This window comes from Flavobacterium suzhouense (assembly GCF_042684765.1).
In the GTDB taxonomy this organism is placed as follows: Bacteria; Bacteroidota; Bacteroidia; order Flavobacteriales; family Flavobacteriaceae; genus Flavobacterium; species Flavobacterium suzhouense.
This window is the reverse complement of record NZ_JBHUMD010000026.1, coordinates 405,402-431,984: the sequence shown is the minus strand read 5'-3', so window position 1 is coordinate 431,984 and position 26,583 is coordinate 405,402. Positions and strand designations below refer to the sequence as shown.

The 26,583-nt window shown below is 35.6% G+C and carries 31 protein-coding genes; 9 read left to right on the top strand and 22 right to left on the bottom strand.

The window, feature by feature from the left end:
* Positions 1-5: 5 nt before the first annotated feature.
* The 9 genes from ACFSR3_RS12725 to ACFSR3_RS12685 form a co-directional block, all read right to left on the bottom strand.
* Positions 6-677, bottom strand: a complete 672-nt coding sequence (locus tag ACFSR3_RS12725) for a LolA family protein (protein WP_379821427.1) — start codon at positions 675-677, stop codon at positions 6-8.
* The gene (locus ACFSR3_RS12720) at positions 658-3,168 is read right to left on the bottom strand and encodes a DNA translocase FtsK (RefSeq protein ID WP_379821426.1); all 2,511 of its coding nucleotides are present in this window, start codon (positions 3,166-3,168) and stop codon (positions 658-660) included. The genes ACFSR3_RS12725 and ACFSR3_RS12720 overlap by 20 nt, the downstream gene beginning before the upstream one ends.
* 36 nt (positions 3,169-3,204) lie before the next feature.
* Positions 3,205-3,579, bottom strand: coding sequence for a diacylglycerol kinase family protein (locus tag ACFSR3_RS12715; protein ID WP_114756701.1), 375 nt, complete (start codon positions 3,577-3,579; stop codon positions 3,205-3,207).
* 15 nt (positions 3,580-3,594) lie between these two features.
* Entirely contained in the window at positions 3,595-4,092 is a 498-nt protein-coding gene (gene tpx, locus ACFSR3_RS12710) for a thiol peroxidase (RefSeq protein WP_114756965.1), read from the bottom strand.
* A gap of 125 nt (positions 4,093-4,217) precedes the next feature.
* Complete coding sequence (locus ACFSR3_RS12705) at positions 4,218-4,976, bottom strand: heavy-metal-associated domain-containing protein (protein WP_379821424.1); 759 nt, start codon at positions 4,974-4,976, stop codon at positions 4,218-4,220.
* A gap of 88 nt (positions 4,977-5,064) precedes the next feature.
* Positions 5,065-5,625, bottom strand: a complete 561-nt coding sequence (locus ACFSR3_RS12700; RefSeq protein ID WP_379821423.1) for a helix-turn-helix domain-containing protein — start codon at positions 5,623-5,625, stop codon at positions 5,065-5,067.
* A gap of 84 nt (positions 5,626-5,709) precedes the next feature.
* Complete coding sequence (locus ACFSR3_RS12695) at positions 5,710-5,970, bottom strand: DUF6952 family protein (RefSeq protein WP_114756697.1); 261 nt, start codon at positions 5,968-5,970, stop codon at positions 5,710-5,712.
* Complete coding sequence (locus ACFSR3_RS12690) at positions 5,951-6,265, bottom strand: thioredoxin family protein (RefSeq protein ID WP_114756696.1); 315 nt, start codon at positions 6,263-6,265, stop codon at positions 5,951-5,953. Before ACFSR3_RS12690 ends, ACFSR3_RS12695 begins: the two co-directional genes overlap by 20 nt.
* A gap of 15 nt (positions 6,266-6,280) precedes the next feature.
* On the bottom strand, positions 6,281-6,919 hold the full coding sequence (locus ACFSR3_RS12685; RefSeq protein WP_114756695.1) for a peroxiredoxin: 639 nt from the start codon (positions 6,917-6,919) through the stop codon (positions 6,281-6,283).
* A gap of 228 nt (positions 6,920-7,147) precedes the next feature.
* On the opposite strand from ACFSR3_RS12685, the gene ACFSR3_RS12680 reads away from it, so the two are divergent.
* The gene (locus ACFSR3_RS12680; RefSeq protein WP_379821420.1) at positions 7,148-9,073 is read left to right on the top strand and encodes an amino acid permease; all 1,926 of its coding nucleotides are present in this window, start codon (positions 7,148-7,150) and stop codon (positions 9,071-9,073) included.
* Between the two features lie 2 nt (positions 9,074-9,075).
* Here the strand turns inward: ACFSR3_RS12680 and ACFSR3_RS12675 are convergent, their stop codons facing one another.
* Positions 9,076-9,840, bottom strand: a complete 765-nt coding sequence (locus ACFSR3_RS12675) for a TIGR02757 family protein (protein WP_379821597.1) — start codon at positions 9,838-9,840, stop codon at positions 9,076-9,078.
* 56 nt (positions 9,841-9,896) lie between these two features.
* A complete protein-coding gene (locus tag ACFSR3_RS12670; protein ID WP_379821418.1) occupies positions 9,897-10,580 on the bottom strand; it encodes an ABC transporter ATP-binding protein in 684 nt (227 codons plus the stop codon).
* Between the two features lie 245 nt (positions 10,581-10,825).
* Between ACFSR3_RS12670 and msrA the strand changes: the two genes are divergently transcribed.
* On the top strand, positions 10,826-11,371 hold the full coding sequence (msrA, locus tag ACFSR3_RS12665) for a peptide-methionine (S)-S-oxide reductase MsrA (protein ID WP_379821595.1): 546 nt from the start codon (positions 10,826-10,828) through the stop codon (positions 11,369-11,371).
* A gap of 29 nt (positions 11,372-11,400) precedes the next feature.
* Here msrA and ACFSR3_RS12660 read toward each other — a convergent pair whose 3' ends face one another.
* The 5 genes from ACFSR3_RS12660 to ACFSR3_RS12640 form a co-directional block, all read right to left on the bottom strand.
* Positions 11,401-11,721, bottom strand: a complete 321-nt coding sequence (locus ACFSR3_RS12660; RefSeq protein ID WP_114756962.1) for a DUF6787 family protein — start codon at positions 11,719-11,721, stop codon at positions 11,401-11,403.
* 94 nt (positions 11,722-11,815) lie between these two features.
* Positions 11,816-12,250, bottom strand: coding sequence for a DUF6146 family protein (locus ACFSR3_RS12655; protein WP_379821416.1), 435 nt, complete (start codon positions 12,248-12,250; stop codon positions 11,816-11,818).
* Positions 12,251-12,331: 81 nt separating this feature from the next.
* Positions 12,332-12,610, bottom strand: coding sequence for a hypothetical protein (locus tag ACFSR3_RS12650; RefSeq protein WP_379821414.1), 279 nt, complete (start codon positions 12,608-12,610; stop codon positions 12,332-12,334).
* A 259-nt stretch (positions 12,611-12,869) separates the two neighbouring features.
* Positions 12,870-13,046: a hypothetical protein gene (locus tag ACFSR3_RS12645; protein WP_169519184.1), complete on the bottom strand. Its 177-nt coding sequence runs from the start codon at positions 13,044-13,046 to the stop codon at positions 12,870-12,872.
* A gap of 180 nt (positions 13,047-13,226) precedes the next feature.
* Entirely contained in the window at positions 13,227-13,769 is a 543-nt protein-coding gene (locus ACFSR3_RS12640) for a GNAT family N-acetyltransferase (protein ID WP_379821412.1), read from the bottom strand.
* A 496-nt stretch (positions 13,770-14,265) separates the two neighbouring features.
* On the opposite strand from ACFSR3_RS12640, the gene fabG reads away from it, so the two are divergent.
* The 4 genes from fabG (at position 14,266) to ACFSR3_RS12620 (ending at position 18,254) form a co-directional block, all read left to right on the top strand.
* Entirely contained in the window at positions 14,266-15,012 is a 747-nt protein-coding gene (gene fabG, locus ACFSR3_RS12635; RefSeq protein ID WP_379821411.1) for a 3-oxoacyl-[acyl-carrier-protein] reductase, read from the top strand.
* 43 nt (positions 15,013-15,055) lie between these two features.
* Positions 15,056-17,083, top strand: coding sequence for a hypothetical protein (locus ACFSR3_RS12630; RefSeq protein ID WP_379821409.1), 2,028 nt, complete (start codon positions 15,056-15,058; stop codon positions 17,081-17,083).
* A gap of 71 nt (positions 17,084-17,154) precedes the next feature.
* On the top strand, positions 17,155-17,586 hold the full coding sequence (locus ACFSR3_RS12625; protein WP_379821406.1) for an META domain-containing protein: 432 nt from the start codon (positions 17,155-17,157) through the stop codon (positions 17,584-17,586).
* On the top strand, positions 17,586-18,254 hold the full coding sequence (locus ACFSR3_RS12620; protein ID WP_379821405.1) for a DUF2461 domain-containing protein: 669 nt from the start codon (positions 17,586-17,588) through the stop codon (positions 18,252-18,254). Before ACFSR3_RS12625 ends, ACFSR3_RS12620 begins: the two co-directional genes overlap by 1 nt.
* Before the next feature lie 17 nt (positions 18,255-18,271).
* On the opposite strand, the gene ACFSR3_RS12615 is transcribed toward ACFSR3_RS12620, so the two are convergent.
* Positions 18,272-19,627, bottom strand: coding sequence for an FAD-dependent oxidoreductase (locus ACFSR3_RS12615; RefSeq protein WP_379821403.1), 1,356 nt, complete (start codon positions 19,625-19,627; stop codon positions 18,272-18,274).
* 74 nt (positions 19,628-19,701) lie between these two features.
* The gene (locus ACFSR3_RS12610; protein ID WP_199509035.1) at positions 19,702-20,076 is read right to left on the bottom strand and encodes a PH domain-containing protein; all 375 of its coding nucleotides are present in this window, start codon (positions 20,074-20,076) and stop codon (positions 19,702-19,704) included.
* A gap of 145 nt (positions 20,077-20,221) precedes the next feature.
* Between ACFSR3_RS12610 and ACFSR3_RS12605 the strand changes: the two genes are divergently transcribed.
* Genes ACFSR3_RS12605 through ACFSR3_RS12595 form a run of 3 tightly spaced genes read left to right on the top strand, consistent with a single transcriptional unit; the run spans position 20,222 to position 22,414 of the window.
* On the top strand, positions 20,222-20,587 hold the full coding sequence (locus ACFSR3_RS12605) for a cation transporter (protein WP_379821401.1): 366 nt from the start codon (positions 20,222-20,224) through the stop codon (positions 20,585-20,587).
* 42 nt (positions 20,588-20,629) lie between these two features.
* Positions 20,630-22,165: a YifB family Mg chelatase-like AAA ATPase gene (locus ACFSR3_RS12600; protein ID WP_379821399.1), complete on the top strand. Its 1,536-nt coding sequence runs from the start codon at positions 20,630-20,632 to the stop codon at positions 22,163-22,165.
* Positions 22,166-22,186: 21 nt separating this feature from the next.
* Complete coding sequence (locus ACFSR3_RS12595) at positions 22,187-22,414, top strand: hypothetical protein (protein ID WP_379821398.1); 228 nt, start codon at positions 22,187-22,189, stop codon at positions 22,412-22,414.
* 12 nt (positions 22,415-22,426) lie between these two features.
* On the opposite strand, the gene ypfJ is transcribed toward ACFSR3_RS12595, so the two are convergent.
* The 4 genes from ypfJ to panB form a co-directional block, all read right to left on the bottom strand.
* Positions 22,427-23,284, bottom strand: coding sequence for a KPN_02809 family neutral zinc metallopeptidase (gene ypfJ / locus ACFSR3_RS12590; protein WP_379821396.1), 858 nt, complete (start codon positions 23,282-23,284; stop codon positions 22,427-22,429).
* 125 nt (positions 23,285-23,409) lie between these two features.
* Positions 23,410-24,783, bottom strand: coding sequence for a hypothetical protein (locus tag ACFSR3_RS12585; RefSeq protein WP_379821394.1), 1,374 nt, complete (start codon positions 24,781-24,783; stop codon positions 23,410-23,412).
* A 183-nt stretch (positions 24,784-24,966) separates the two neighbouring features.
* Positions 24,967-25,656 carry an RluA family pseudouridine synthase gene (locus tag ACFSR3_RS12580; protein ID WP_379821593.1) on the bottom strand — a complete coding sequence of 230 codons (690 nt, stop codon included), beginning with the start codon at positions 25,654-25,656 and terminating at the stop codon, positions 24,967-24,969.
* A gap of 2 nt (positions 25,657-25,658) precedes the next feature.
* On the bottom strand, positions 25,659-26,477 hold the full coding sequence (gene panB, locus ACFSR3_RS12575; protein ID WP_379821393.1) for a 3-methyl-2-oxobutanoate hydroxymethyltransferase: 819 nt from the start codon (positions 26,475-26,477) through the stop codon (positions 25,659-25,661).
* Between the last annotated feature and the right edge of the window lie 106 nt (positions 26,478-26,583).

The following is a 26,583-nucleotide window of genomic DNA, read 5'->3' as shown; positions in this document are numbered from 1 at the left end:
AAAAATTAGTCTAATCTATTAATATAGTAGTTAGGGTATTTACTTTCGGTAAAGGTAAAATGATTTTTTGACAAAGGCTGATTTGTTTTAAAAGAATTTATTGTAATGAGTATTTTAGTACCATCCTTTTCTGTCTGAATAAAATTGTAAATATGTTTTGTCTGCACATCAACACCTATCAGCACTTCCTTTGTCTTATCTTTTGCATTTAATGGGTTTAACTTTACATATTGGATTTTTCTTCCCTTAATGTTTTGAAGTATATCCCATGAATATTTATAACCCGAATTAAAAAAAGTTAACATCTTAGCAGGAGTAAGGTCATCGCTTTTCTGATCATCATATTTTGATATTGATATCTCTTCATCTTCAGGAACGATGTTGTAGACCTTTTTACCGTCAAATATCCGGGTTGTACCCATGAAATCTAACTTATACAGATTTCCTTTTAGAGTAACACTGCCTTTGCTTTCCTGATTAAGGTTTTGTCTGGAATTACTCATAGAGTACCTGAAATCTATAGCAATGTTTTCATAGCTTTTTACCTTAGCACTTACCTGATCAAGTAACGCCTTAGCTTTGTCAGAATTCTGTGCCTGAAGGTTTAAGGTAATTGTAAGTAATAAAAACAGGAATATTCCTTTAATCGTACGCATGCTAAAAGTTATTTTCTTCATTTTTGAAAAACTGCTCAAGAGCTGTAAGATCAGGAATTAATACATTTCGCGCTTTACTTCCTTCAAAAGGACCAACAATACCGGCAGCTTCAAGCTGATCGATCAGCCTTCCTGCTCTGTTGTATCCTAATTTTAATTTACGCTGAAGTAATGAGGCAGAGCCTTGTTGAGCTGTTACAATTACTTCTGCTGCATCCCTGAACATCGAATCTCTTTCAGATATATCCATATCAAGATTGATGCCACTTTCCTCGCCAACATATTCAGGAAGATGGTAAGCCTGTGGATATGCTTTTTGTGAACCGATAAATTCTGTTATTTTTTCGACTTCAGGGGTGTCAACAAACGCACATTGTACACGCGTCAGGTCATTGCCCTGAGTGTAAAGCATATCTCCGCGACCAATAAGCTGATCAGCTCCCTGACTGTCAAGAATAGTTCGGGAATCTATTTTTGATGTTACCCTGAATGCAATCCTTGCCGGGAAGTTGGCTTTAATGATACCTGTAATTACGTTTACTGACGGACGCTGTGTTGCTATAATCAGGTGAATACCAATAGCACGCGCAAGCTGGGCCAGACGGGCAATTGGGGTTTCAACTTCTTTTCCTGCAGTCATAATAAGATCAGCAAACTCATCGACAACCAAAACAATGTATGGAAGGAAGCGGTGTCCATTCTCAGGATTCAGTTTCCTTTGACGGAATTTCTCGTTGTATTCTTTAATGTTTCTAACCATTGCATCCTTAAGGAGGCTATAACGGTTGTCCATTTCAATACATAGTGAGTTAAGTGTATTGATAACCTTTGTATTATCTGTAATGATGGCATCACCATCATCCGGTAATTTGGCAAGGTAATGTCTTTCTATTTTGTTAAACAGTGTTAGTTCAACCTTTTTAGGGTCAACCAATACAAATTTTACTTCAGCAGGGTGTTTTTTGTAAAGTAATGAGGTAAGAACTGCATTCAAACCAACCGATTTACCCTGTCCGGTCGCACCTGCCATAAGAAGGTGAGGCATCTTGGCAAGATCTACTACAAATGTTTCATTTGAGATTGTTTTACCTAAAGCAATAGGTAGCTCCATCTCTGCAGTCTGAAATTTAGGTGCAGCTATAACACTCCTCATTGAAACCATAGTAGGAGTCTTGTTTGGTACCTCAATACCAATAGTTCCTTTACCCGGTATAGGGGCAATGATACGGATTCCCAACGCTGATAACGAAAGGGCAATATCATCCTCAAGACTTTTGATCTTAGATATTCTTATACCTGCTTCGGGTACTATTTCATATAAAGTAACTGTTGGCCCTACAGTAGCTTTAATCTGAGCAATGTCAATTTTATAATTTCGAAGTGTTTCTACAATTCTGTTCTTGTTTTCTTCAAGCTCTTCCTGGTTAATGGTAATTCCTCCCGAAGAATAGTCCTTAAGTAATTCAATAGAAGGGAACTGATAATTAGACAGGTCTAATGTGGGATCAAACTCACCAAAATCCTTTACTAACCTTGCTGCAAGATTTTCTTCAACTGTAGATTCTTCCTCAATCTTTTCAATGACAAAATTTTTATCATTGGTTTCTATTATTTCGTGATGTGGCTCCGGCTGTTTTGTTTTAACCGGATCAAGATTAATTTCAGATGCGTGCTCAATTGTAGGTTTAAGTGCCTCTCTGTTAATCTCGAATTGAGAAGGAGGAGGAGGAGGGGTTGGAATTGTTTTTAATTCAATATTTGCAAGTTCCTCGTCTTCCTCATCTTCAGTATAGTCACTGTAATTGTCTTCTTGGTCGTTGTTTTTTTCAGGTTGTAATGCCACATTAGGCTTTACAGGGGTCTGAACTGCAACCGGAGGAACGATAACATCTTTTTCAGTATTTTCTTCTTCGGTTTCTTCTTCTTCAAATTTGCGCTCAAAGAAAGTTTTAATTGCATCAGGTGAAATTCTTACTTTAAAAATAAGGAATACAAATAAAGCAAAAACAAGTACAAGTATAGTACCTATTTTCCCAAGGTAATCCTGCATGAAAAGATTCATCTCAAAGCCTATAACACCACCTAATTCAGGGATATATGCATTGAAAAAACCAAAAAGTATTGACACTATTATTACCAGATAAAGATCCCAGAATAGAGTTTTCTTTAATTTTTTAACCGGAAGGTCTAAAACCAGGTAAGCACCGGTTAAAAAGAAAAAACGGATAAGGATAAAAGAGGCCACACCAAAGCCGTGGTAAAGGAAAAAATCCGCAAGCGAAGCTCCAAATTTTCCTAGCCAGTTATTTACGGTTTCTTTCCTGTCATCAAAAGCAGTTAAAGTACTCTGGTCAAATTCCCAATACAGGAAATATGAAATGAATGATAATAATAATGCTATAGAGAATAAAAAGAACAAAATCCCAATCAGCACTTTGTGTTGTCGGGATAGTGTCCATTTTTTCTTTTCTGATACAGGTTTTTCTGATGTTTCTTTTTTACTCTTCGCCATTTAGAATAAGTGTCTTGACTGTAAAAATATCAATAATTAAAAAAGCAGAACTACTTTTGGGTAATATATAATTGCGCCCACTGCAATGGCAGCCATGGCAGCAAAAAAAACTGCCCCTGAAGCTATATCTTTAATGAAACCTATTTTTTCATGATATTCGGGATGAATGAAGTCAGCTATTTTTTCAGCAGCAGTATTCAGACCTTCTATTGAAAGTACAAGTCCTATTGCAAGTGTTTGCAGCATCCATTCTGTTGATGAGATGTTAAAACAAAAACCAGCTATAGTTACAACAATACCAATGAAAAACTGAACCATTACGCTGTGCTCAGTAGTAATAAGCTTATAAGCTCCTTTTACTGAGTACTCCATACTTTTCATTCTTCCTATAACAAACCTGTTATCTTTCATTCAGTTAAGGTTTTATTAAAGAGCAGCTAGAGCGTTTTCATAGTTTGGCTCATCTTTTATATCAGCCACCTGCTCTGTATATTTTACATTACCCTGCTCATCAAGTACTATAACTACCCTTGAATGAAGTCCTTGAAGCGGGCCATTAGCAACAGTAAGTCCATAAGCATTACCAAAGCTACCGTCTCTAAAGTCTGATAGTGAAATTACATTTTCAAGGCCTTCAGCTCCACAAAAACGATTTTGTGCAAATGGAAGATCACGTGAAATGCATAATACTTTTGTGTTTTGTAGGCTTGAAGCTTTCTCATTGAATTTTCTAACTGAAGTAGCACAAGTGCCTGTGTCAATACTTGGGAATATGTTTAAAACCAGTTTGCTTCCGTTGAAATCAGAAAGCGATACGGTTGAAAGATCAGTTTTTACCAGAGTAAAGTCAGGTGCTTTTGTACCGGTTTGAGGTAATTCTCCAGTTGTTGAGATAGGGTTTCCACCCAATAAAATATTAGCCATTTTAGATTGTTTTAGAAAAGCAAAAGTAACAATTTCTGCTTTGGAATTATACATAAATTCTTAAGCTTATAATAAAAAACGCTTCCAAAATGGAAGCGTTTGGGTTCTTATTCATTTATAAGGGATTATAATAGCATTACCAGCATAATAACACTCATTGCTATCATAATACCATCTTCTATAATAGTTACAGTGCTCATTGGTAAGTTAAATACAGCTCCCAGGCAGGCACATTGTATTCTTTTCTTATTCATAACGCTTTGTAGCACACCAATTAAGCTAACCGACATTAATATTGCAGTAAAAGCATTGGTAAAGACCGGATCAAAATTAATTGCAAAAGCTAATCCTAATGCCAATTCAAGAAAAGCGTAGATATAACCCCAACCATTAAATTTTTTAGCAACAATGTCATACATGGTATAACTTTCTGCAAAGCCTTTTAAGTCAAGCATTTTAAAAAAGGAAAACGTAAGGAAAAAACCTGCCATAAAAATGCGCATAAATGTCTCTTCTTTGAAAGATTCTTCATTTAAAGAAACAATTAAAGATATTGTAGTTATATATATAAATATCAACACAATAGGCTTGTATGTTTCTATCCATGTTCTTTTATCTTCCTGTATGGATTGTTGTTCTGAAAATATATTTCTTTCAGGTTTATGAGAATGAATTTCTATTTCAGAAAGCTGGTATTTTGGATAGTCTTTAAGGGCATTTTGAAGTTCAGGAGTAGCTATGTGTTTACTCATAGAAATATCTGCTTCACCTTTTTCAAGATTTATTGCAACATCAGTTACATTGGACAATTGTTTTATGAGATGGCTCACTTTTGCTGAACATCCGTCGCATGTCATTCCGGCAATTTTATATGTATGTGTCATTGTTAATTGTTAATTACGATTTATAGTACAAATTTCGTCATAACAATTAAATCTATAGTTACGGAATTTTTCGAATCATTATCGAGATTTACAGTTCGTTTATATTTCTGCGTTTTGTTTCTTTGATGGACTTATAGAAAGTAGGAGTGAGACCTGTTACTTTTTTAAATTGATTCGAAAGATATGCAGCACTGCTATATCCCAAAGCATCAGCGATTTCTGCAAGTGAAAGTTCGTCATAAACTAATAACTCTTTCACTTTTTCAACACGCTGAGTTATATAATATTTTTCGATAGTAGTTCCTTCTACTTCCGAGAACAAATTGCTTAAATAAGTATAGTCATAACGAAGTTTATCTGATAGCCATGTAGATAAATTAGTTTTGATTATCTCATCAGAGTGATGAACCAGATACACTATTTCAGTTTTGATTTGTTCTATAATACGCCCCTTACGATCGCCAATAAGTTCAAAACCAAGCTTTTTAAGTGATTCTTCCAGTTGTAACAGCTCTTCAGTTGATAAATCTTCAACTATTTCTGCTTCGCCCAGTTCTACTGAGTTAATTGTCAGTTTAAGTTGTTCCAGTTCATTTCGCACAGCGGTAATGCAGCGTGGGCAAACCATGTTTTTTATATAGAGATGCATCGATTATAGTTTATGATTGTAAAACTAATAATTCTATAACAAAAAAACGCTCCCGTTTCCGGAAGCGTTTTTAATATCTAAAGCTTAGTCTTTGTCGATGGCACCAAGAACCCTTTTCATAAATGTATTCAGGGCTTCTTTTTTGTCGGTTCCGTCTTTAATCATTTTGTTTACCTCGAGTGCACCATACATGTTTGAGATAAGCTCACCAATAACATCAAGTTCTTCATCTTTTAGTGAGGGAACTTCTGTGAGTGCTTCAAGTACCTCAAGAGTTTCTATGATATAATCCTGGTCGTTGTCCTCAATAAATTGGGTAAGGTGTTTAATTACTGGTAACTTCATTGACTAAATCTGTTAAAACTTCGACTTTATTTGTTTGTACCTGATTTACAAGCGCACCATTTTTAAAGGTAGCAAATGTAGGCAGATTATCAACCTTTGCAAGTTTCCTTGATTCAGGGAAATTTTCAGCATCGGCAATTACAAACGTTACATTTTCATTTTCAGTAGCCATTTTTTTGAATTTTGGCTTCATGATCCTGCAGTTACCGCACCATCCGGCTGAGTACTGTACTACAACAGTTTCATTACCGGCAACGATCTCTGCCAAATTATCCTTTTCAAGTTCTTGCAACATGATCTTTATTTTTAATTAGTTAGCAGAAAGGTAAGCAGCTACACCTGTACGGTCAGCAGTCATTGCTTCTTTTCCTTCTTCCCAGTTTGCAGGACATACTTCACCTTTAGTCTGTACGTGCGTATATGCATCGATTAGTCTTAGATACTCGGCTACATTACGTCCAAGAGGCATATCGTTAACGCTTTCGTGGAAAATTTTTCCTGTTTCGTCAACAAGGTAAGTAGCTCTGTAAGTTACGTTAGAACCTGTAAGGATTACCGAATCCGTTTCGTCGTTGTACTCTGAAGATTCGATATCAAGGATACCAAGTACATTAGAAAGGTTTCTGTTAGTGTCAGCAAGAAGAGGGTAAGTAACACCTTCGATTCCACCTTTATCTTTTGGAGTATTTAACCATGCAAAGTGAACTTCGTTAGTGTCACATGATGCACCGATTACAACAGTGTTTCTTTTTTCGAATTCACCAAGAGCTGCCTGGAAAGCGTGAAGCTCAGTTGGACAAACAAAAGTGAAATCTTTAGGATACCAGAATAGTAGTACTTTTTTGTTGTTGTTTACTGCTTCTTCGAAAATGTTGATTGATAGATTGTCTCCCATTTCAGAGATCGCATCAACAGCAATGCTAGGGAATTTTTTTCCTACTAATGACATAATATAAATTTTAGGGTTATTAATTTTTACCGTTGCAAAAATAGGTAATATGAGCGTTTATTTGTTATGACGAATATCATATTTTCTTATGTTCGAATAGAAAAAGCCTATACGCATTAAGCGGGATAAAGAGTCATGAATTCTCTAATCTGCACTTTCTTTTTTAGATTAAGTTTATATATTTGTTAACTGCATTAATAAAGCATTTTAAAAATTACACCTAACCAAATGGCATTAAAAGATTTATTCAGAAAAAAGAATGTTCAGGATATATTAAATCAGGTAGATAATAATGATGGACATCAGTCATTGGGTAGGCATTTAAGGGTTAAAGACCTTGCTGCTTTTGGTATTGCTGCTATAATTGGTGCAGGAATATTCAGTACAATAGGCAAAGCAAGTGCCGATGGCGGACCCGCAGTAATCTTTTTATTTTTATTTACAGCAATTGCCTGTGGTTTTGCAGCCTTCGCTTATGCAGAATTTGCCTCTATGGTACCTGTCTCAGGAAGTGCTTACACTTATTCATATGTTGCTTTTGGTGAAATTGTAGCCTGGATAATTGGTTGGGCACTTATTATGGAATATGCAATTGGAAATGTCACAGTCGCGATATCATGGAGTGATTATTTTACTGGATTGCTCGATAGTGGGGGAATACATTTACCGCAATGGATACAAATGGATTACCTGAGCGCTTCTAATGGTTATCACGAAGCGATGGCATTAATGCAGGGGGGGAAAACTTTTGAGAATCTTGACGCAGGACTTAAAACTGCTTACGAAGCTTATACTAATGCTCCAACTATTGGTTCATTACATCTTGTAGCTGATTTACCAGCTTTATTGATTATAGTGCTCATAACGGCTTTAGTATACCGAGGAATGAAAGAATCACGAAACGCAAGTAACCTTATGGTAGTTATAAAATTGTGTATTATTCTTTTGGTTATTGCTGTAGGTGTATTTTATGTAGACGTAGACAACTGGGATCCTTTTGCGCCTAACGGTGCGGCAGGTGTTCTTAAAGGAGTATCGGCAGTTTTCTTTGCTTATATTGGTTTTGATGCAATTTCCACTACGGCTGAAGAATGTGAAAATCCTCAGCGTGACCTGCCAAGGGGGATGATGTGGGCTATTATTATCTGTACGATATTTTATATTCTTATCGCCTTGGTACTTACAGGAATGGTACGATACAACGAATTGAATGTAGGTGACCCTCTTGCATTTGTATTTGGGAAATTAGACCTTAAATGGATGTCTGGTATTATAGCAGTTAGTGCTGTAGTTGCTATGGCAAGTGTTCTGTTAGTGTTTCAAATGGGGCAGCCACGTATATGGATGAGTATGAGCAGGGATGGATTACTTCCTAAAAGATACTCAAGGGTGCATCCAAAATTTAAAACTCCTTCGTATGCAACCATAGTTACCGGTTTTGTAGTGGCTATTCCTGCACTTTTTCTTAATCTTACTACTGTTACGGATTTATGTAGTATTGGGACATTATTCGCCTTTGTACTTGTTTGTGCCGGTGTATTGGTTTTACAGAATAAGCACGATATTCCGAGAGGTAAGTTCAAAACTCCTTATGTAAACTCAAAATTTATATTTCCGTTATTACTTATTGCCGGCATAGTATTTTCGTTTATTTATAATAATGAAGCAACAATGTCTTTCATTAATAACGATAAAGAAATTAATGGCCCTTCAACAATAGTGACATCATTGTCTGAACAGGAGGCAAAAACAGTATATGATTATTTGTTGAAAGTTAATATTCATGATACTACCACAGAAAATCAGGATCTTGAACATATCCTTAGCAGTTATGAGGATAATCCAACAGAATATAAAGCAATGGTAGATTCTCTCCCTTTGTCTGAGAACCTGAAATATGAGAGTGGTTTTGCTTTATTCAAACATAAAATACCTATGTGGATTTTCCTTATTACACTAGTGTTTTTAGCTGTATGGTCTTTTAGACAAAATCTGTCTCTTATACCTCTTTTAGGACTTGTTTGTTGTCTTTACATGATGGCACAGCTTAGTGTATGGAACTGGATATACTTCTCTGTGTGGTTATTGATAGGTCTTGCTATTTACTTTGGATTCAGTAGGAAAAACAGCAAGTTAAATGGAGCAAAGGTTTAAGACTAAAACCCTTCAAATACTCCAAGGCCGAAAAGCGCAAAATCATATTTTACTGGATCATTAGGATCCATAAAGCGTAACTGGGTATCAAGTTCGTGCAATGCTTTTGCATCATTTTGCTTTCGGGTAAGAATTCCTAACTTTCGGGCTACATTTCCGGAATGCACATCAAGAGGACATGATAGGGTAGAAGTAGAAATACTTTTCCAGATACCAAGGTCTACACCTGCATTGTCGTTACGTACCATCCATCTCAGGTACATGTTGATACGTTTAGCCGCAGAACCGACTAAAGGATCGGAAACGTGTTTTTGAGTTCGGTTTTGATGTTCTATCTCAAAGAAAACCTTTTTGAACTCGTGTATGGCTTTCTGCATGCCTTCCTTTTGCTGATGTTTGGCAAAAACGGCTTCCAGTCCGTTGTGATTTTTGTAGATATTTTGGAGTGCCTTAATGAATGTAGTGAAGTCAGAACCGTTAAATGTACGATGAACAAAATTTTCTAAATCATCAAGATGATGTTCTTTATGATTTATCACAAAATCATACGGACTGTTTCCCATCAGGTTCACCATCTTTTTGGCGTTGTTGATTATCATCTTTCTGTTACCCCACGCTATGGTAGCAGCCAGAAATCCGGCAATTTCAATATCTTCTTTTTGAGTAAATAAGTGTGGTATCTGTACAGGATCGGTATCTATAAAATCCTGATTGTTGTATTGAATTACTTTTTCGTCAAGGAATGAGCGTAGCTCATCGGCATTCATTTTCATTTCCATGGGACAAAAGTAGGGTTACTTATATGTAAAAACAAATAACCAAATCAACGAATAACCGAATCAACAGTACTAACAATTTGTCCGTCACTCATAACAAGCTTCCTGTCTGCCATATTAGCCAATTCTTCGTTGTGGGTAACAATAACAAAGGTTTGCCCCATTTCGTCACGAAGTTTAAAGAATAGCTGATGTAGGTTTTCTGCAGAAGCAGTGTCCAGGTTTCCAGATGGTTCGTCAGCAAATATTACAGCAGGTTTGTTTATTAGTGCTCTGGCAACCGCAACACGCTGTTGTTCACCTCCTGAAAGCTCCCCCGGTTTATGGTCAATCCTGTGTGACAGGCCTAAGTATTCTAAAAGACGCTTTGCTTCAGTTTCCGTTTCCGTCTTTGGCTTTCCTGCAATATATGCTGGTATACAAACATTTTCTAATGCCGTAAATTCTGGTAGGAGTTGGTGAAACTGAAAAATAAATCCAAGTTGAAGGTTACGAAATTTAGACAGGGCTTTATCCTTCATTTTAAGAACATCTTCATTATTGATAATAAGGCTTGTGCCGGTTTCTTTGCCTGGTTTATCAAGTGTACCTAATATTTGCAGCAATGTGGTTTTTCCTGCACCTGATGCTCCGACTATAGAGACGATTTCACCCTTTTTGATATGGAGATCAACACCTTTTAAAACATGAAGTTTGTCGTAATATTTATGAATGTTTGAAGCCTGTATCATCAATGTTCGTTTTTCACAAAGAAACAAACAATTTAAAAGATAATAAATCTTTTTTGGCACAATATTTCGTATGTATATTTTAAAACATGGTTAATGTTTTTTCATAAAAAGCTTATATCATTAACTTAGATGAATAAAATATGAAAAATATACTTGTAGTCGTGTTGGCATTAGTTTCCTTGTCGTGCCAGTCGAAACAAAGTCCTGAAACAGGGATTATAAAATCTAAAGAAGGAGATTTAAAAATGGATAACAAAAAAACGGAAACTGCAATTTTTGCAGGCGGTTGCTTTTGGTGTACAGAAGCATTTTTTACTGATCTGAAAGGTGTTGAAAAGGTTACTTCAGGATACATTGGAGGTAAGACCGAAAACCCTACTTACAGAGAAGTTTGTACCGGTAATACAGGTCATGCCGAAGCAATAAAAATTGAATTTAATCCTGATGAAGTGGCCTATGAGGATTTACTTGAAATATTTTTTGCAACTCACGATCCTACAACTTTAAACAGGCAGGGTGCTGATGTTGGTACGCAATATCGAAGTGAGATTTTTTATACTTCAGAAGCGCAAAAACTGGCAGCAGAAAACTTTATCAAATTGCTGGCAGATCAGCATATTTACGATAAAAAGATTGTTACAAAGATAAGTAAGGCGTCAGTGTTCTATCCTGCGGAAGATTACCATCAGGATTATTATGCTCAAAATCCTAATCAGCCGTATTGTTCAGCAGTCATTACACCTAAGCTGGATAAGCTTAAAAAGAATTATAAGTCGAAACTTAAATCGTAATTGATTTTAGATGTGATATTAAAAGCTCTCTATTCAGAGGGCTTTTCGTTTTTAAAAAGGAAACCAAGCCCTAATGATTTCAGCATTTTCTTTTCAAACCACCAGAAGAATTTAAATTGGCCAAATATAAATCCATAAGATAATAATAATACCTGATAGATAGGGAAGATTAGCACAACATAAAGAGGCCAATAGAGCAAAGGCGAAAATGTATCCCTTGTAATTCCTATCCAGGCTAATACAGGTTTAGCCAGGTAAGCTGATGTAGATCCTGTAAGTGCAAAAACAATTAATATTATAACAAACTGAAAATTGTTTGTAATTCCCCAACGCTGTTTTAAATTTCCCATTTCGGCTATTAAAGTAGCAAATATACCGGTTTTGGTCTTGCTTAGCAAGCTTTTAAGAGTATTATTTATAATTATTCCAAATTATAAATTTATTCTATTGTGGGATTATTCCACCTAGTTTTTGGTTATTAGTTACCTGAAAGAAAACAAGATAATTGTAAAGAAGGTAGTTTACTTCATATCCATAATTTATTTGTGGTTTATAGTCTATCTGCATTTGGTAAAGTTCTCCAAAGCGCTGAGGATTCATAGCACGGGCATTCCATTCGTTGACCCAAAACCTGTTTTTATTCTCAAGATAAGGCTGTCCGTAAAATCCTCTTGGTTTGGCACGGGATGCAAGCCAGGAATTAAACCCCGGATCAATAATTATTATCTCATACTCAAGAGAATCATTTGCAATACGTACGGTATCATTTTTCGAGCTGATTTCACTTAAATGTTTATTATCGGAAGCTATTTTTTTTTTGGAGCTACAGGCTATGATTAATGCAATTAAACCTGAAAGCAGTAAGATATTATATTTCATAGCCATTATTTTTATATAAATGTAAAAAATAAAAGCTCCTTATTCTAGAATAAGGAGCTTTTATTAAGTAAGCAATTAAAATTATGCTCTTGCTGTAGGTGTTGTTTTTGCGGTATCAACTGCTTTATCAGCGTGAGACGCTAATTTGTCTGCAATTTCGCCACCTTTTTCTACAACTTCATCAAATTTTTTGCGTGCAGATTCTTTAATGTTAGAATATTTATCAGCAAGATCGCTTCCCAACTCTTCAGCTTTACCGATGATGCCATCTAAATGTCCTCTTCTTTTAAGGATGATACCCACAACTGCTAAGGCTGCAACTCCCGCTGCAATACCTAAAATCATTTTTTTGTTACTCATAGCTTTACTTTTTAATAGATATTTATTGAACCTTATAAGGCTCTGATTTTTATTATATCCACTAAGTTAACTATTGTAAAACCAAAGCTTTCCTAAGGTTATCTTAAAGTTTCACGCTTTAACTTTTTGTTTGGTAAAGGGCTTAAAATCAATATTTTTTCGTTAAATAGTTCGATTTTAAATTCAGAATTGAATAGGTTTAAAAGGGTATAGCACCCCTTTCGGAGTGCTTATTGTGGTTTAGTTATTTTGTTGTTGATTAGACAAAAAGAGGATATTCGTCTTCGTCATAAACATCAAAATCACCTTCTTCGTCAAATTCAGCTTCAGTTATATAACCGAAGAATTTTACAAGCCCAAAACCAGCCAAGGCCGCCAGGATAAATTTTACGTATTTCATGTCGCTCTCGTTTTTTAATTTGATTTCTTTTTTCATGGCTTTTACAATTTTTAACCGATTTATATGCTGAATTTACGAAAAAGCCACGTTTCGAAAGGTATGTTTTAGTAAAATTTTAATAGTTAATCCTTTAATTTGAAGCGAAAAGGAAATTTCGTGTAACGAAATTTTTAATCGAGAAAGCTTGAATAATATAAATAGGGGATAAAGCTGTTTTTACAAATGTTTTACCATTGTGATTTTGTCTGCCGGATTTTCTTCTTCAAAGAAGTTTTTTATCAGCCCGCATTGCTCAAATCCAAATTTCTCATAAAGCTTAATACCTCCAATATTTGTACTATATACTTCAAGCCAGATGATGCGTAATTGAGATTTTGATGTAGCCCAATTGATTAAGCTGTCCATTAAAAAACTTCCAATTTTTTTGTTCTGCCATTGATAAGCTATCCCCATGCCAATCATACCGGTGTGAAATAACTTTTTACGTTGGTTGCCATTAAGATCAATGTTACCAATGAGTTTATTCTCGTGCTCAGCTACGAATAAAAGACTGTTAGATTCATTGGTAAATCGGTTTATCCATTCTTTTTCCATCTGAATATCGTTTTTATATTCAAATTCATATAAAGGAATGCTCATGGTATTTTTAATGTAACTTTTTTTGAGCCCAATCAATTCAGCGGCATCTTCTTCGGTAGCTTCCCGAATTATGATTTCTTTACCGTCTTTGGTAAAGCGGATTATGGGTTCTGTTTTCATATCAGGGAAGTTTAAATTCCAAGCTGTAGATTAATCCTATGATGTTATCCCATGGATCTTTTACTGAGGCAACAATAATTTTTCCTCCGACATTTTGTGGTTTCTCATATTCTATGGCTCCTAAGCTCAGAAATCTTTCATATTCATTATTAATGTTTCAATTCCCCAATATGTAACAATATTATCACCTTTAATATTATCATCGGGCTGTAAGCCTAATTCATAACTCGCAATATTGAAGCCAACATAAAAAGGCTGGTCAAAATAAGGCTCTGTATTAAAGGCCTTTGCGTACCATTCTTTGCTTTATTAATATCGCTTACTTTATGTACAACGGTTCTTAATCCTGATATGGTTTGCATGGTTGATGATTTTAAATGAATGTATTACAAATTTAATTAAGATAATTAAGGTAAAAAACAAAAAACGACTCCTTTTAAACAATAAACATTTTGCTATATTTGTCACTTTGTAAAGAAACAAACTGAAACAAATTATGAAATTATTAGAAGGAAAAACGGCAATTATAACTGGTGCAAGTCGTGGTATTGGCCGAGGTGTTGCTGTAGTTTTTGCTAAGCATGGTGCTAATGTGGCTTTTACTTACAGTGCATCTGCAGAAGCAGCAAAACAACTTGAAGAAGAACTTAAAGGTTATGGTGTCCAGGCAAAAGGCTATCAGTCTGATGCAGCAAAATTTGATGAAGCTCAAAAGCTAGTTGACGATGTTCTTGAAACATTTGGCGCCATTGATATTCTTATAAACAATGCAGGTATCACTAAAGATAATCTGTTGATGCGTATTTCTGAAGAAGATTTTGATAAAGTGATTGAGGTAAACCTTAAATCAGTTTTCAACATGACCAAAGCTGTTCAAAGACCGATGCTAAAACAACGTCACGGATCTATCATTAATATGAGCTCTGTTGTGGGTGTAAAAGGAAATGCAGGGCAATCTAACTATGCTGCTTCTAAAGCTGGTGTACTTGGATTTACTAAATCTATCGCATTAGAGCTAGGTTCGAGAAACATTCGTTGTAATGCAATCGCTCCCGGTTTTATAGAAACAGAAATGACCGCAAAGCTTCCTGAAGATGTTGTAAAAGGATGGGCTGAAAGTATTCCGTTAAAAAGAGGAGGTTCTACTGAAGATGTTGCTAATGCATGTCTTTTCCTTGCTTCAGATATGTCAGCTTATGTAACCGGTCAGACACTTAACGTAGATGGCGGTATGCTAACATAATAAACTTAATAAACTAAATTCGTAAAACACCTGATAATTTAAAATGACTGCATCTACAATTTTATTGTTAGTATTATCTGCATTTGCAGCCTTTGGATTGTCGTTTTACCAATATATTTTTAAAGCCAAAAAGACAGGGCGATTGCACTACCTTTTGGCTTTTCTTCGTTTTATCGCATTCTTCTTGGTCTTTTTGCTTTTAATCAATCCTGTTATAACAACAAAAGACCTTGAAACAGTAAAAACTCCGCTACCTATACTTGTTGATAATTCGCAGTCTATTAAAGAACTCAGAGCTGACAGCATTGCAAAGCTGATTTCTGAGAAGTTAGCAGACAATAAGTCGCTAAAAGAGAAATATGATGTGCAGCTATATAGTTTCGCAGATGGTTTTGAAAATGCTGATTCTTTAAATTTTAAAGGAAAACAAACCCATATAGATCAGGCTGCGCAAAATCTTAAACAACTTTACAGGAATACGAACTATCCTGTTGTAATGCTTACTGATGGTAATCAGACCATAGGTAATGATTACGTGTATAGTTTTAGAGAAAATACTGCGGTATATCCGTTGGTGTTAGGTGATACGACGACTTTTCTTGATTTGAAAGTAAATCAGGTTAATGTTAATAAGTATGCTTTCTTAAAGAATAAATTCCCTGTTGAAGTTTTTTTGCAGTATAGCGGAAATAAACCTGTTAATGGTGTGTTTAATATTACTCAGGGAAATTCGGTACTTTATAAACAGAATGTAAGCTTTTCAAAAGACAAAAAAGCGATTTCGTTATCATTATTGCTGGATGCTGATAAAGTAGGAGTGAAGACCTTTAAGGCTCAAATCACTTCTTCTGAAACGGAGAAGAACCGCTATAACAACATTAAGAATTTTGCTGTTGAAATTATTGATCAGCGCTCTGAAGTTGCAATAGTTTCATCGATTAATCATCCGGATCTTGGAGCGCTCAAACGTGCCATCGAAACCAATCAGCAGCGTAAAGTAACTATTCTTAAACCTGCAGATGTAAAATCACTTCAGGATTATAATGTACTTGTTTTATACCAGCCTGATGCATCCTTTAAGACTATACTTGAACAAAATAAAAATGCCGGATTAAATACACTTATCATTACGGGACTGAGCACTGATTTTAGTTTGCTGAATCAATCTCAAAATGTACTTAGCTTCAAAATGACATCTCAAAGTGAAGACTATCTTGCAGATTTTGTTACAGGATTCAATTCATTTGCGATAGACAATATCGGTTTCGAGCAGTTTCCTCCGTTGGAGAACCCTTATGGAACGGTTACTCTTAAGTCTAATGCAAACGCGCTTTTGCAGGCAAGAATAAGGAATGTAAAAATGGATAGCCCGCTAATGGTGTTTTCAGAAACGGGACCCTCACGAAATGCATTTATTTTAGGAGAAAATATTTGGAAATGGAGACTTGAGAGTCATTTGAATACAAAATCTTTTGAGCAATTTGATATTTTTATTGATAAGACAATTCAATATCTCGCTTCTAATTCAAAAAGGAAATCATTGGTTGTTACTCATGAAAGTTTTTACAATTCAGGTGAAGTTATTCCAATATCAGCTCAGTATTTCAATAAGAATTATGAATTTGATGAAAATGCAAGATTGACTATCCAGCTAAAGAATAAAAAAGATAACACATCTAAAACATACGATTTTTTAAAGGGATCGGGAGAATATAAGGTAAATCTTGACGGTCTTAATGCCGGGCTATATAGCTTTACAGTAAACGAAAACACATCTAAAACCAGCTATAATGGTTCGTTTGAGGTGCTTGATTTCGAGATAGAAAAACAATTTGTAAATCCAGACCTTACAAGGCTTCAGCAAGTTGCGGCTACTACAAATGGAAAAGTATTTTACCCGGACAACTCAGATAAACTGATTGAAATGCTGCTTGCGAATGACAGCTATAAAGCGATTCAGAAAGTTATTACTAAAAAGTCTCCTTTAATTGACTGGATCTGGATACTTGTTTTACTTGCAATAACCCTTGCAACTGAATGGTTTGTGCGTAAATATAACGGACTTCTTTAAAATTTTACTAAAGATTTTATTTCAGCGTTTTTTGTTCTTAAATTTGATTCTCATACCAAAATCTGAATCAGATGAAAAAACTAATATTTGCTTTTTATGTGCTTTTTGCCACATTAGTTATGACAGGTTGCAAATGTACTAAAGGTACAGTCTCTAAAGATGCTTTAGTATCTTCAGGCTGGGTGCTGTCAGCAATGAATGGTAATAATACCCTAAAATCTAAGTTTCCTAATAAACTGCCTAATATAACTTTTACTGCTGATAATAAGGTTTCCGGTAATGGAGGATGTAATCAGTATGGAGGTTCTTATACGGTGGATGCTGATGGAAAATTAGGCTTAGGTCAAATGATGTCTACAAAAATGTTTTGTCAGGGAGTTGCTGAAGATGAATACTTAAAAATTCTTTCAAAAGCTGACAAAGCAAAAATTGAAGATAAAAACCTTGTTTTATATTCTGGTGATGAAGCCGTACTGGTTTTTGTTCCAAAAACTGCTGAGTAATGGTTTCAAAAGAAATTTTAGATTTTTTAAACTTACTAAGTAAGAATAACAATCGCGAATGGTTTACTGCTAATAAAACTGAATTCCAGAAAATTGAAAAACAGGCTAAGTTTTTCTTTAATGAAATTGGAAATCAATTGCAAAAATCAGATTCAATAGAAAATATCCAGATGTATAGAATATACAGGGATGTACGCTTTTCAAAGGACAAATCTCCTTATAAAAATTATTTGGGAGCATGGTATTCACGAACAAAACCCTTTTTCAGAGGAAGTTACTATATTCATTTGGAACCTGGGAATTGTTTCGTTGAGGGAGGCTTCTGGATGCCCAATGCAGAAGACCTTAAAAGGATAAGGAAAGAATTTGAGCTTGATGACAGTGAGATCCGTGAAATCATAAATTCATCTGATTTTAAAAAGTATTTTGGAACCATTAGAGGAGAAGAGCTAAAGACTGCTCCAAAAGATTTTGACAAAAGTCATAAAGCAATTGACCTGATTAGGAAAAAACAGTTTTTGGCTGTGAGGAAATTTACAGACGCAGAAGTGCTGGATAAGAGTTTCAATAACGAAGTTTTTAAAACCTTTGTAGCAATGCGCCCTTACTTTGATTATATGAGTGATGTACTAACAACAAATCTTAATGGTGAAAGTATTATAAAATAATGTTATTAAAAATCAGTTTAAACATCATTTATTAGTTTTCTGGCAGCTGTTTGTACCGGATCCCAAACAGGTGAGAAGGGTGGAGCGTATGAAAGATCAAGATCAATTATATTTTGAAGCGTCAGGTTATGAGTAAGAGCCGTTGCTAATACATCTATGCGTTTTGCAGCACCTTCTTCTCCGATAATCTGCCCACCTAATAATCTGCCACTGTTTTTCTCAGCTAATAATTTCACTGTGATATCTTTAGATTTAGGATAATAATGAGCCCTCGTTCTGCTTTTAATGGTGCCTTTTACATATTCTATTCCGAGCTCTTTCAGATCTTTTTCAAGCAGTCCTGTTCGTGCAACCTCATAGCTGCAGATTTTGCAAACAGCGGTTCCTACAACACCGGGGAAATGTGGATTTTCTCCGGAAATACTGCTCCCTGCAACGACTCCTGTTTTATTAGCGATTGTCCCCAATGCTATATAAGTATGTCTATGACTAATCAGATGTAGTGATTCAGCGCAATCTCCCGCTGCCCAGACATCTTTTATATTGGTTTGCATCTGAGAATTTACTTTTATGGCATTCCTGACGCCAAGCTCAATTCCGGAATCTTTTAAAAAATCAGTATTTGGAGCGCTTCCCATCCCAAAAACAACTATGTCAGCAGGAATCGATTGTTTATTGGTTATTACAGCACTAATGGTATTGCCATCTAACTGAAATGCTTTTAACTCTTCCTCACAATGAACCGTTATCCCAAGTTTCTGCATTGCTTCAGAAACCATTTCACCCATATCAGGATCAAGGGTATTCATCAGTTGCTTACCGCGATTGATGATTGATACTTTAAGACCTCTTATAAGTAAGGCTTCAGCCATCTCAAGTCCAATATATCCTCCACCAATGATTACGGCAGACTGAGGCTTTTTTTCTTCTATAAATTTTTCAATATTAATTCCACTTTTAAGTGTCGAAACGCCAAAAGCATTTTCGGCATCTTTACCAGTTATATCCGGACAATATGATTTTCCTCCTGTTGCTATTAGTAACTGATCATAAAGCTGCCAAAACTCTTCATTTCTTTCTTTGTCAAGAACTTTTATTTTCTTGTTTTGGGTATCAACTTCCATTACCAGATGCATTGTCCTCACGTCGATATTATACTTTTCCCTAAATGTTTCCGGACTACGCACAACAAGTTCATCAATCGATTTGACCGTTTCAGATATAAAATATGGAATTCCGCACGCAGAGTATGAAGTATAGGCCGATTTTTCAAAGACAATAATTTTCCTTTCAGGCTGCGAACGTCTAACCTTTGATGCTGCAGACATCCCGGCAGCATCACCTCCAATAATTACTAATGTGTTTTCTGTCATATGTGTGAAAAAAATAGCCAAAACTTTAGGTGTTTTGGCTAAAATATTATATAAAAAAAAGTTTAGATGATGGGTTATAGAATATGTTGGCTCAAAATCATATAAACTTCATTGATATTATTGTCTTTACCAAACTGCTTTTTTATAGGCATTGCTTCACCACGTACCCATATCTTCAATTCAGCATCCAAATCAAGCAGACCGGCGCTTTCTTTTGAAAATTTAGTTATGCTGTGATAAGGAATTGACTGATAATCAACTTTTGAACCGGTAAGACCTTGTTTATCAACTAATATTAGCCTTTTATTAGTGAAAACAAACATATCTCTTATTAATTTAAAGGCTTTTTCAATCTTCTCTCCTTCAATAAGCATTGGCTGGAATTCTCCTTGGATTTTTTCAGTATCTACAGCTGAAGCATTGCCCATAATGGCATTAAATAGTCCCATGTGTTATATAATTGGTGTTATAAATTTCCTTAAAATTAAGGAGTAATTTTCGATTAAAGAAATTTGTTTCTTTATTTTTAGATGGACTTTAAGAGTTGCGTTTAATTCCGTATTTTCGATTTTTAAACCAAATCAATTTATTTCAATGAAAAATGTAATTAAAGTATTCTCTACTATCCTTATCATTGTACTAAGTTTTACAAGTGCAAATGCCCAGGAGCCAAAACAAAAAACTACCCAAACGGCTGTAATCAAAACCGCTATTTATTGTGATCATTGTAAGGCGTGTGAATCTTGTGGAGACCGGCTGGAAAAAACATTACTTAAAGAAAAAGGGGTACAGATGATTACGCTTGATGAAAAAGCAATGACAATTAAAGTAGTTTACAATTCCAGGAAAACAGATCTTACTAAAATAAAAACTGCTATCAGTAAATTGGGCTACGATGCTGATGATATAAAAGCTGATGTAGTTGCTTACGAAAGTCTTGATGGCTGTTGTAAGAAATAAGATTTTAAAATAGAATTATATACGCCATTCAAAATAAATTATATGCTGATAAAAGTCTTTGGTAGTGCCGTTTTTGGTGTAGAAGCTACCACTATTACTATTGAAGTCAATATTGACAAAGGAGTAGGGTATCACCTCGTAGGCCTTCCTGACAGTGCTATTAAAGAAAGTAGTTACCGAATAGCTGCTGCACTTAAAAATAACGGATACCAGTTACCCGGAAAGAAAATTACAATCAATATGGCTCCGGCCGATTTACGCAAAGAAGGTTCTGCTTATGATTTAACGCTTGCTGTAGGTATACTTGCTGCTTCGGGACAGATTGTTTCTGATGAAGTGGATAAATACGTTATTATGGGCGAATTGTCTCTTGATGGTAGCCTTCAACCTATAAAAGGAGCGCTGCCAATAGCAATAAAAGCGAGGGAAGAAGGCTTCAAAGGTTTCTTTTTGCCAAAACAAAACGTAAAAGAAGCGGCAATTGTTGACGGTCTTGAGGTTTACGGAGTAGAAAATGTTCTTGAGGTTATTGATTTCCTTGAAGGAAGAGGCGATTTAAAACCTACTGTTTTTGATACACGTGAGGAATTCTACAAAACGCTTGATTTTCCTGAATTTGACTTTAGCGATGTAAAAGGACAGGAGTCAATAAAGCGTTGCATGGAAATTGCTGCTGCAGGTGGTCATAATATAATACTTATAGGACCACCGGGAGCAGGAAAAACAATGCTGGCTAAAAGATTGCCAAGCATTTTACCTCCAATGACCTTGAAAGAAGCACTGGAAACAACCAAAATTCATAGTGTGGCAGGAAAGGTCAAGGAAGGCGGACTAATGAATCAACGCCCATTTAGAAGTCCACACCATACGATTTCAAATGTAGCATTGGTAGGAGGGGGGAGTTATCCCCAACCCGGTGAAATATCAATGGCTCATAATGGTGTATTATTTCTTGATGAGCTTCCAGAATTCAAACGTGAAGTACTTGAAGTTATGCGCCAGCCTTTAGAAGACAGGGAAGTAACCATTTCAAGGGCAAAATTCACAATTACCTATCCATCATCTTTCATGCTTGTAGCAAGTATGAACCCAAGTCCGGGAGGTTATTTTAATGATCCTGATGCGCCTGTAAGTTCTTCACCACATGAAATGCAGCGCTATTTAAGTAAAATATCAGGTCCTTTGTTAGACAGGATCGATATTCATATTGAAGTGACACCTGTACCTTTTGAGAAGCTTTCTGATAAGCAAAAAGCTGAAAGTAGTGTAGAAATTCGTCAGCGTGTAACTAAAGCCCGAGAGTTACAGACAATGCGTTTTGCGCATCTTGAGAATGTACACTATAATGCGCAAATGAACACAAAGCAAATACGTGAATATTGCGAACTGGATGAAACTTCACTACAACTGCTTAAAACCGCTATGGAAAGGCTTAATCTTTCTGCAAGGGCCTATGACAGGATTTTAAAAGTATCGCGTACTATTGCCGATCTGGAAGCCTCTGAAAATGTACAACAACATCATATAGCCGAAGCCATACAATACAGAAGCCTTGACAGGGATGGATGGTTAGGTTAATAATATAAAACCGAAGAGATTATGATAAAACAGCAATTAGAAGAACTATTTAGTGAAATGCCACAAATAGTTCAGGAGAAATTAAAGCCGGTGATGGAAAATTTGCTGGAAAGAGCAGCCGACCTTGATGCTGCAGGAATGGAAGATCCAGATTATGAAGATGAGCTGGAATCTATAACAAAAGAAGTAAATAAGGTAAAGTACTTAAATGACCAGTGGCAGATAATGAATGCAAAAAAGAACAATTAACATTGTTCTTTTTTATTTTATAGTTGAAAATTCTCCCTGATTTATATCTCCGGTTTCAAATCCTTTTTTAAACCAATACTTTCTTTGTTCTGAACTGCCATGCGTAAAAGAGTCGGGGACTACATGACCCTGCATACGTTTCTGAATCGCATCATCACCTACTGCGTTTGCAGCACTTAAAGCTTCTTCTATATCACCTTCTTCAAGGATATCATGCATTTTTTGGTCATAATGCGCCCATATACCTGCATAAAAATCAGCTTGCAGCTCTAGTTTTACTGATAGTTTGTTAGCACCGGCTTCATCAGTTTGTGCCTGAAGCTGTCTCATTTTAGAAGACGTTCCCAATAGCGTCTGAACGTGGTGACCAATTTCATGCGCAATAACATAGGCAATTGCAAAATCTCCACCTTTAGCACCAAAACGATTTTGTAGTTCATCAAAAAATGCCAAGTCCATATATACCTTACGATCTGAAGGACAATAAAACGGCCCTGATGCGGAAGATGCTCCTCCACAGGCGGTCTGAACAGCATCGCGGAAAAGCACAAGTTTTGGTTCTTCATAAGTCATGCCGTTTTCAGCAAAAATTTTACCCCAAACATCTTCAGTATCAGCAAGCACTGTTGCAACAAATTCTCCCATTTCCTTGTCATGGGCACTAAGTTCAACAGGTTCACCGGAAGATGCACTTTGTTGCTGTATCTGGTTATTGATATCATTTAATATGGCTGAATTATCGCCACCCATAAACATATTGATAAGTAATATAATAACACCTATTACACCACCTCCGGCAACTAATTTTCCTCCGGAAATGCCGCGGCGATCTTCCATATTATCGCTTTGCCTTCTTCCTGACCATTTCATACAATAATGATTTTATTTAATGAAGTTAATTAATAAATTTCATTCGTAATATTCTTTTACAAAGAATTAGCAAAATAAAAAAGCCATATCAGTTTGATACGGCTTTAAAATAAAATTATTCAGTTTTAGAATCCGAAACGGAATCCAAGATAAGCATCAACTTGTTTTGAATCACTTATTAAAGCCGTAATTGCTGAACCTGATCCCATATAAAATCCACCTACGCGGAATCCTACACCTGTTGTGAAACCAGATATCTCATTAGTTGAGAATGGAACATATGCTTCAAATTTTTCTGTAGAATATCTCGGGGTTACTGTAAAAACATTCTGGACCGCAATCTGAGCATTATTATTCGCTTTATTCAGCTTTTGCTGAAGGAAACCAGTAACATACCATTGGTTGTAAACTTTTACATCTCCATATACTGATAATACAGATGGCAATTTTACTTTGAAATCCCTGTTTGTTTCATCAAGAGTAACTAAACCGCTTTGAAGTAAAAGATCTTCAACTTCTTCAATGGTTTCTACATCTTCAAACTGGCTAAGGTTTAACTCATCACCAGGTTGCATTGCTAATGTATAATTGTTTGAAACATTATTATCATCTTTAAATGTCATTTTACCAAGGTTTCTAACCGATACACCTGCATTAAGTTTATAGCCATTATCATCAGAATTAACATCTTTCCAACGGTAATTGAAACCCAGATCTGCAGCAAAACCATTCAGGCCACCTGCAAAGAAATCAGTAAAATTACTCATATCATTAAAACCATTTGCTAATGAACCGGAATAAGCAAAGTTTAGGTTTGCTTCACCATCTTTTAATACCATATCACCAACATTTTCAGGATGATTCACTACATCAGTACCGATTGTAACTCTACCTTTAAATTGATCAGCAGACATATTTGCATACGATCCAGGGAATAACAGTTTAAAAGTTACTCCTCCGGAAATTTTGTGTTCTTCAGTTACGTAAATATCCCTTGCTACAGAAAAACCAATTTCTCCCCATGCAGTACCGGAAACACGTTGGTTATAGTTTGTATTGATAATATCTACAGCGTCGGTAATAGTAGGGTCGGTTGTTAATGCTCGACCTAATTCCGGGCTAACATCAATAATATTAGCTTTTATTTTAGCAGCAGTAGTGACCGCAAAAGCCCATTTTTCGTGTTTAAATGCATAAGCAGGCCCAAGTATTTCGACATCGGTACTCATATTTACAGGCTCACTGCCTGAAAAAATTAATTCTTCAAAATCAGTATCGCTATCGAAGAGATCACTCATTTTAACCTTATTATTAGAAACATTGACGCTTAAATTCAATACGTTAACCTCATGATCATTTTTTAGATTAGTCAGTTCAGCCGGATTGACCACTGCGTTAATAATACCAGTCCTTCTGGAAGTATTAATACCCGAAAAATGTTCCTGGGCATAAAGTCCTGTACTTAAGAGAGTAAAAATAAATAGTAATGGTCTTTTCATATAGGGTAATTGATTATTTGTTTATATTATATCTTTAAAATGACTACATAACAAAAGTTAAAAAGTTATTCTCCTTGTGGCATAGTGTTAAAATGCATACAAATATTAAAAAATATTAACCAAAAAAAAATAACCAGATTTGGGTATTTTATTCATATATTAATTATCGTTGAAATGATAACTTTAAATTGCTTTCCAGATAACATCATCGGGGACCGGAGCTGTTATTTCAATGTTTTCTTTAGAAACAGGATGGATAAATTTCAATTTCCGGGCGTGAAGATGTATCCCACCATCTGGGTTACTTCTGTCAAAACCATATTTTAGATCTCCTTTGATAGGAGAGCCAATAGCTGACAGTTGCGAACGTATCTGATGATGCCTTCCTGTATGCAGATTAATTTCCAAAGCTGTATAATTATTTAGCTCTTTAATTATAGTATAATCTAAACTTGCCTGTTTACTATCAGGTACTTCTTTAATATGAGCTTTAGAAGTGTTGGTTTTTTCGTTACGTTTTAGGTAATGAACCAACGTAGCCGATTTTTGGGACGGCTTGTTTTTAACTACCGCCCAATAGGTCTTCTTGGTTTCACGGTTTTTGAACAATTCATTTAAGCGTGTCAAAGCCTTTGAAGTACGGGCAAACAAAACAATACCGGTAGTAGGCCTGTCTAATCGGTGTACAACACCTAAAAACACGTCTCCGGGTTTGTTATACTTGTCCTTAATATATTCTTTTACTACTTCACTAAGGGGCTTGTCACCGGTTTTATCTCCCTGTACAATATCACCCACACGTTTATTAACCACAATAATGTGATTGTCTTCATAAAGAACCTGAAGGTTGGTTTTATCTGAAACGATTTTCATCATTAATACGATTCATTCGCATTAGGGAAATCTTTCGATTTTACATCCTGAGAATATTGTGAAATCGCAGTTGTCATTCCTTCATAAAGATTCATATATCTTCTAAGGAAACGAGGGCTAAATTCATTATTCATTCCAAGCATATCATGAATAACCAAAACCTGGCCATCAACACCACCTCCGGCACCAATACCAATAACAGGTATGGAAATGCTTTCCGCTACTTTCTGAGCTAATTGTGCAGGTATTTTTTCAAGAACTACTGCAAAACAGCCAACTCTCTCCAGCATTTTAGCATCCTCAATCAGTTTTTCAGCTTCCGCTTCTTCTTTTGCGCGAACAGTATATGTTCCAAATTTATATATTGATTGCGGAGTTAACCCAAGGTGTCCCATTACAGGGATACCTGCATTTAATATCTTTTTTATTGAATCTTTAATTTCGCTTCCACCTTCCAGTTTTACAGCATGCCCTCCGCTTTCTTTCATTATACGAATAGACGACCTTAATGCTTCTTTAGGATCTGACTGGTAGCTTCCAAAGGGTAAATCTACTACCACAAGTGCCCTGTTGGCAGCACGTACTACTGAAGAGGCGTGGTAAATCATCTGATCCAGAGTAATTGGCAATGTTGTTTCATGACCAGCCATCACGTTTGATGCTGAATCCCCTACAAGAATAACATCAACACCGGCTGCATCAACAATGCGGGCCATAGTGAAGTCATAAGCAGTAAGCATAGAGATTTTCTCTCCATTAGCCTTCATTTCAATCAGTGATCTTGTAGTGATTCTTTTATAATCTTTTTTAGCAACAGACATAGTTTTTGTTTTTAGAAATGTAAAATTAATGAATTGAGCCAATAATAACCCGAAACTTCTAATTTTATTAGTCTTGTGTAACGAAATACAATTTATACTACTAATA

Excerpts from the sequence above, each read along its gene's own strand:
- ACFSR3_RS12630 (WP_379821409.1), top strand. The coding sequence starts at position 15,056 with ATGACTGCATCTACAATTTTATTGTTAGTATTATCTGCATTTGCAGCC.
- ACFSR3_RS12585 (WP_379821394.1), bottom strand. The coding sequence starts at position 24,783 with ATGAAAAGACCATTACTATTTATTTTTACTCTCTTAAGTACAGGACTT.
- ypfJ (WP_379821396.1), bottom strand. The coding sequence starts at position 23,284 with ATGAAATGGTCAGGAAGAAGGCAAAGCGATAATATGGAAGATCGCCGC.
- ACFSR3_RS12605 (WP_379821401.1), top strand. The coding sequence starts at position 20,222 with ATGAAAAATGTAATTAAAGTATTCTCTACTATCCTTATCATTGTACTA.
- ACFSR3_RS12700 (WP_379821423.1), bottom strand. The coding sequence starts at position 5,625 with ATGCATCTCTATATAAAAAACATGGTTTGCCCACGCTGCATTACCGCT.
- ACFSR3_RS12655 (WP_379821416.1), bottom strand. The coding sequence starts at position 12,250 with ATGAAATATAATATCTTACTGCTTTCAGGTTTAATTGCATTAATCATA.
- ACFSR3_RS12715 (WP_114756701.1), bottom strand. The coding sequence starts at position 3,579 with ATGAAAGATAACAGGTTTGTTATAGGAAGAATGAAAAGTATGGAGTAC.
- ACFSR3_RS12600 (WP_379821399.1), top strand. The coding sequence starts at position 20,630 with ATGCTGATAAAAGTCTTTGGTAGTGCCGTTTTTGGTGTAGAAGCTACC.
- ACFSR3_RS12705 (WP_379821424.1), bottom strand. The coding sequence starts at position 4,976 with ATGACACATACATATAAAATTGCCGGAATGACATGCGACGGATGTTCA.
- ACFSR3_RS12610 (WP_199509035.1), bottom strand. The coding sequence starts at position 20,076 with ATGGGACTATTTAATGCCATTATGGGCAATGCTTCAGCTGTAGATACT.
- ACFSR3_RS12580 (WP_379821593.1), bottom strand. The coding sequence starts at position 25,656 with ATGAAAATCGTTTCAGATAAAACCAACCTTCAGGTTCTTTATGAAGAC.
- ACFSR3_RS12670 (WP_379821418.1), bottom strand. The coding sequence starts at position 10,580 with ATGATACAGGCTTCAAACATTCATAAATATTACGACAAACTTCATGTT.
- ACFSR3_RS12675 (WP_379821597.1), bottom strand. The coding sequence starts at position 9,840 with ATGAATGCCGATGAGCTACGCTCATTCCTTGACGAAAAAGTAATTCAA.
- ACFSR3_RS12695 (WP_114756697.1), bottom strand. The coding sequence starts at position 5,970 with ATGAAGTTACCAGTAATTAAACACCTTACCCAATTTATTGAGGACAAC.
- ACFSR3_RS12625 (WP_379821406.1), top strand. The coding sequence starts at position 17,155 with ATGAAAAAACTAATATTTGCTTTTTATGTGCTTTTTGCCACATTAGTT.
- ACFSR3_RS12595 (WP_379821398.1), top strand. The coding sequence starts at position 22,187 with ATGATAAAACAGCAATTAGAAGAACTATTTAGTGAAATGCCACAAATA.
- tpx (WP_114756965.1), bottom strand. The coding sequence starts at position 4,092 with ATGGCTAATATTTTATTGGGTGGAAACCCTATCTCAACAACTGGAGAA.
- ACFSR3_RS12685 (WP_114756695.1), bottom strand. The coding sequence starts at position 6,919 with ATGTCATTAGTAGGAAAAAAATTCCCTAGCATTGCTGTTGATGCGATC.
- ACFSR3_RS12640 (WP_379821412.1), bottom strand. The coding sequence starts at position 13,769 with ATGAAAACAGAACCCATAATCCGCTTTACCAAAGACGGTAAAGAAATC.
- ACFSR3_RS12650 (WP_379821414.1), bottom strand. The coding sequence starts at position 12,610 with ATGAGTAACAAAAAAATGATTTTAGGTATTGCAGCGGGAGTTGCAGCC.
- ACFSR3_RS12725 (WP_379821427.1), bottom strand. The coding sequence starts at position 677 with ATGAAGAAAATAACTTTTAGCATGCGTACGATTAAAGGAATATTCCTG.
- ACFSR3_RS12690 (WP_114756696.1), bottom strand. The coding sequence starts at position 6,265 with ATGTTGCAAGAACTTGAAAAGGATAATTTGGCAGAGATCGTTGCCGGT.
- ACFSR3_RS12615 (WP_379821403.1), bottom strand. The coding sequence starts at position 19,627 with ATGACAGAAAACACATTAGTAATTATTGGAGGTGATGCTGCCGGGATG.
- ACFSR3_RS12660 (WP_114756962.1), bottom strand. The coding sequence starts at position 11,721 with ATGGGAAATTTAAAACAGCGTTGGGGAATTACAAACAATTTTCAGTTT.
- ACFSR3_RS12620 (WP_379821405.1), top strand. The coding sequence starts at position 17,586 with ATGGTTTCAAAAGAAATTTTAGATTTTTTAAACTTACTAAGTAAGAAT.
- ACFSR3_RS12680 (WP_379821420.1), top strand. The coding sequence starts at position 7,148 with ATGGCATTAAAAGATTTATTCAGAAAAAAGAATGTTCAGGATATATTA.
- msrA (WP_379821595.1), top strand. The coding sequence starts at position 10,826 with ATGGATAACAAAAAAACGGAAACTGCAATTTTTGCAGGCGGTTGCTTT.
- ACFSR3_RS12645 (WP_169519184.1), bottom strand. The coding sequence starts at position 13,046 with ATGAAAAAAGAAATCAAATTAAAAAACGAGAGCGACATGAAATACGTA.
- ACFSR3_RS12720 (WP_379821426.1), bottom strand. The coding sequence starts at position 3,168 with ATGGCGAAGAGTAAAAAAGAAACATCAGAAAAACCTGTATCAGAAAAG.
- fabG (WP_379821411.1), top strand. The coding sequence starts at position 14,266 with ATGAAATTATTAGAAGGAAAAACGGCAATTATAACTGGTGCAAGTCGT.
- panB (WP_379821393.1), bottom strand. The coding sequence starts at position 26,477 with ATGTCTGTTGCTAAAAAAGATTATAAAAGAATCACTACAAGATCACTG.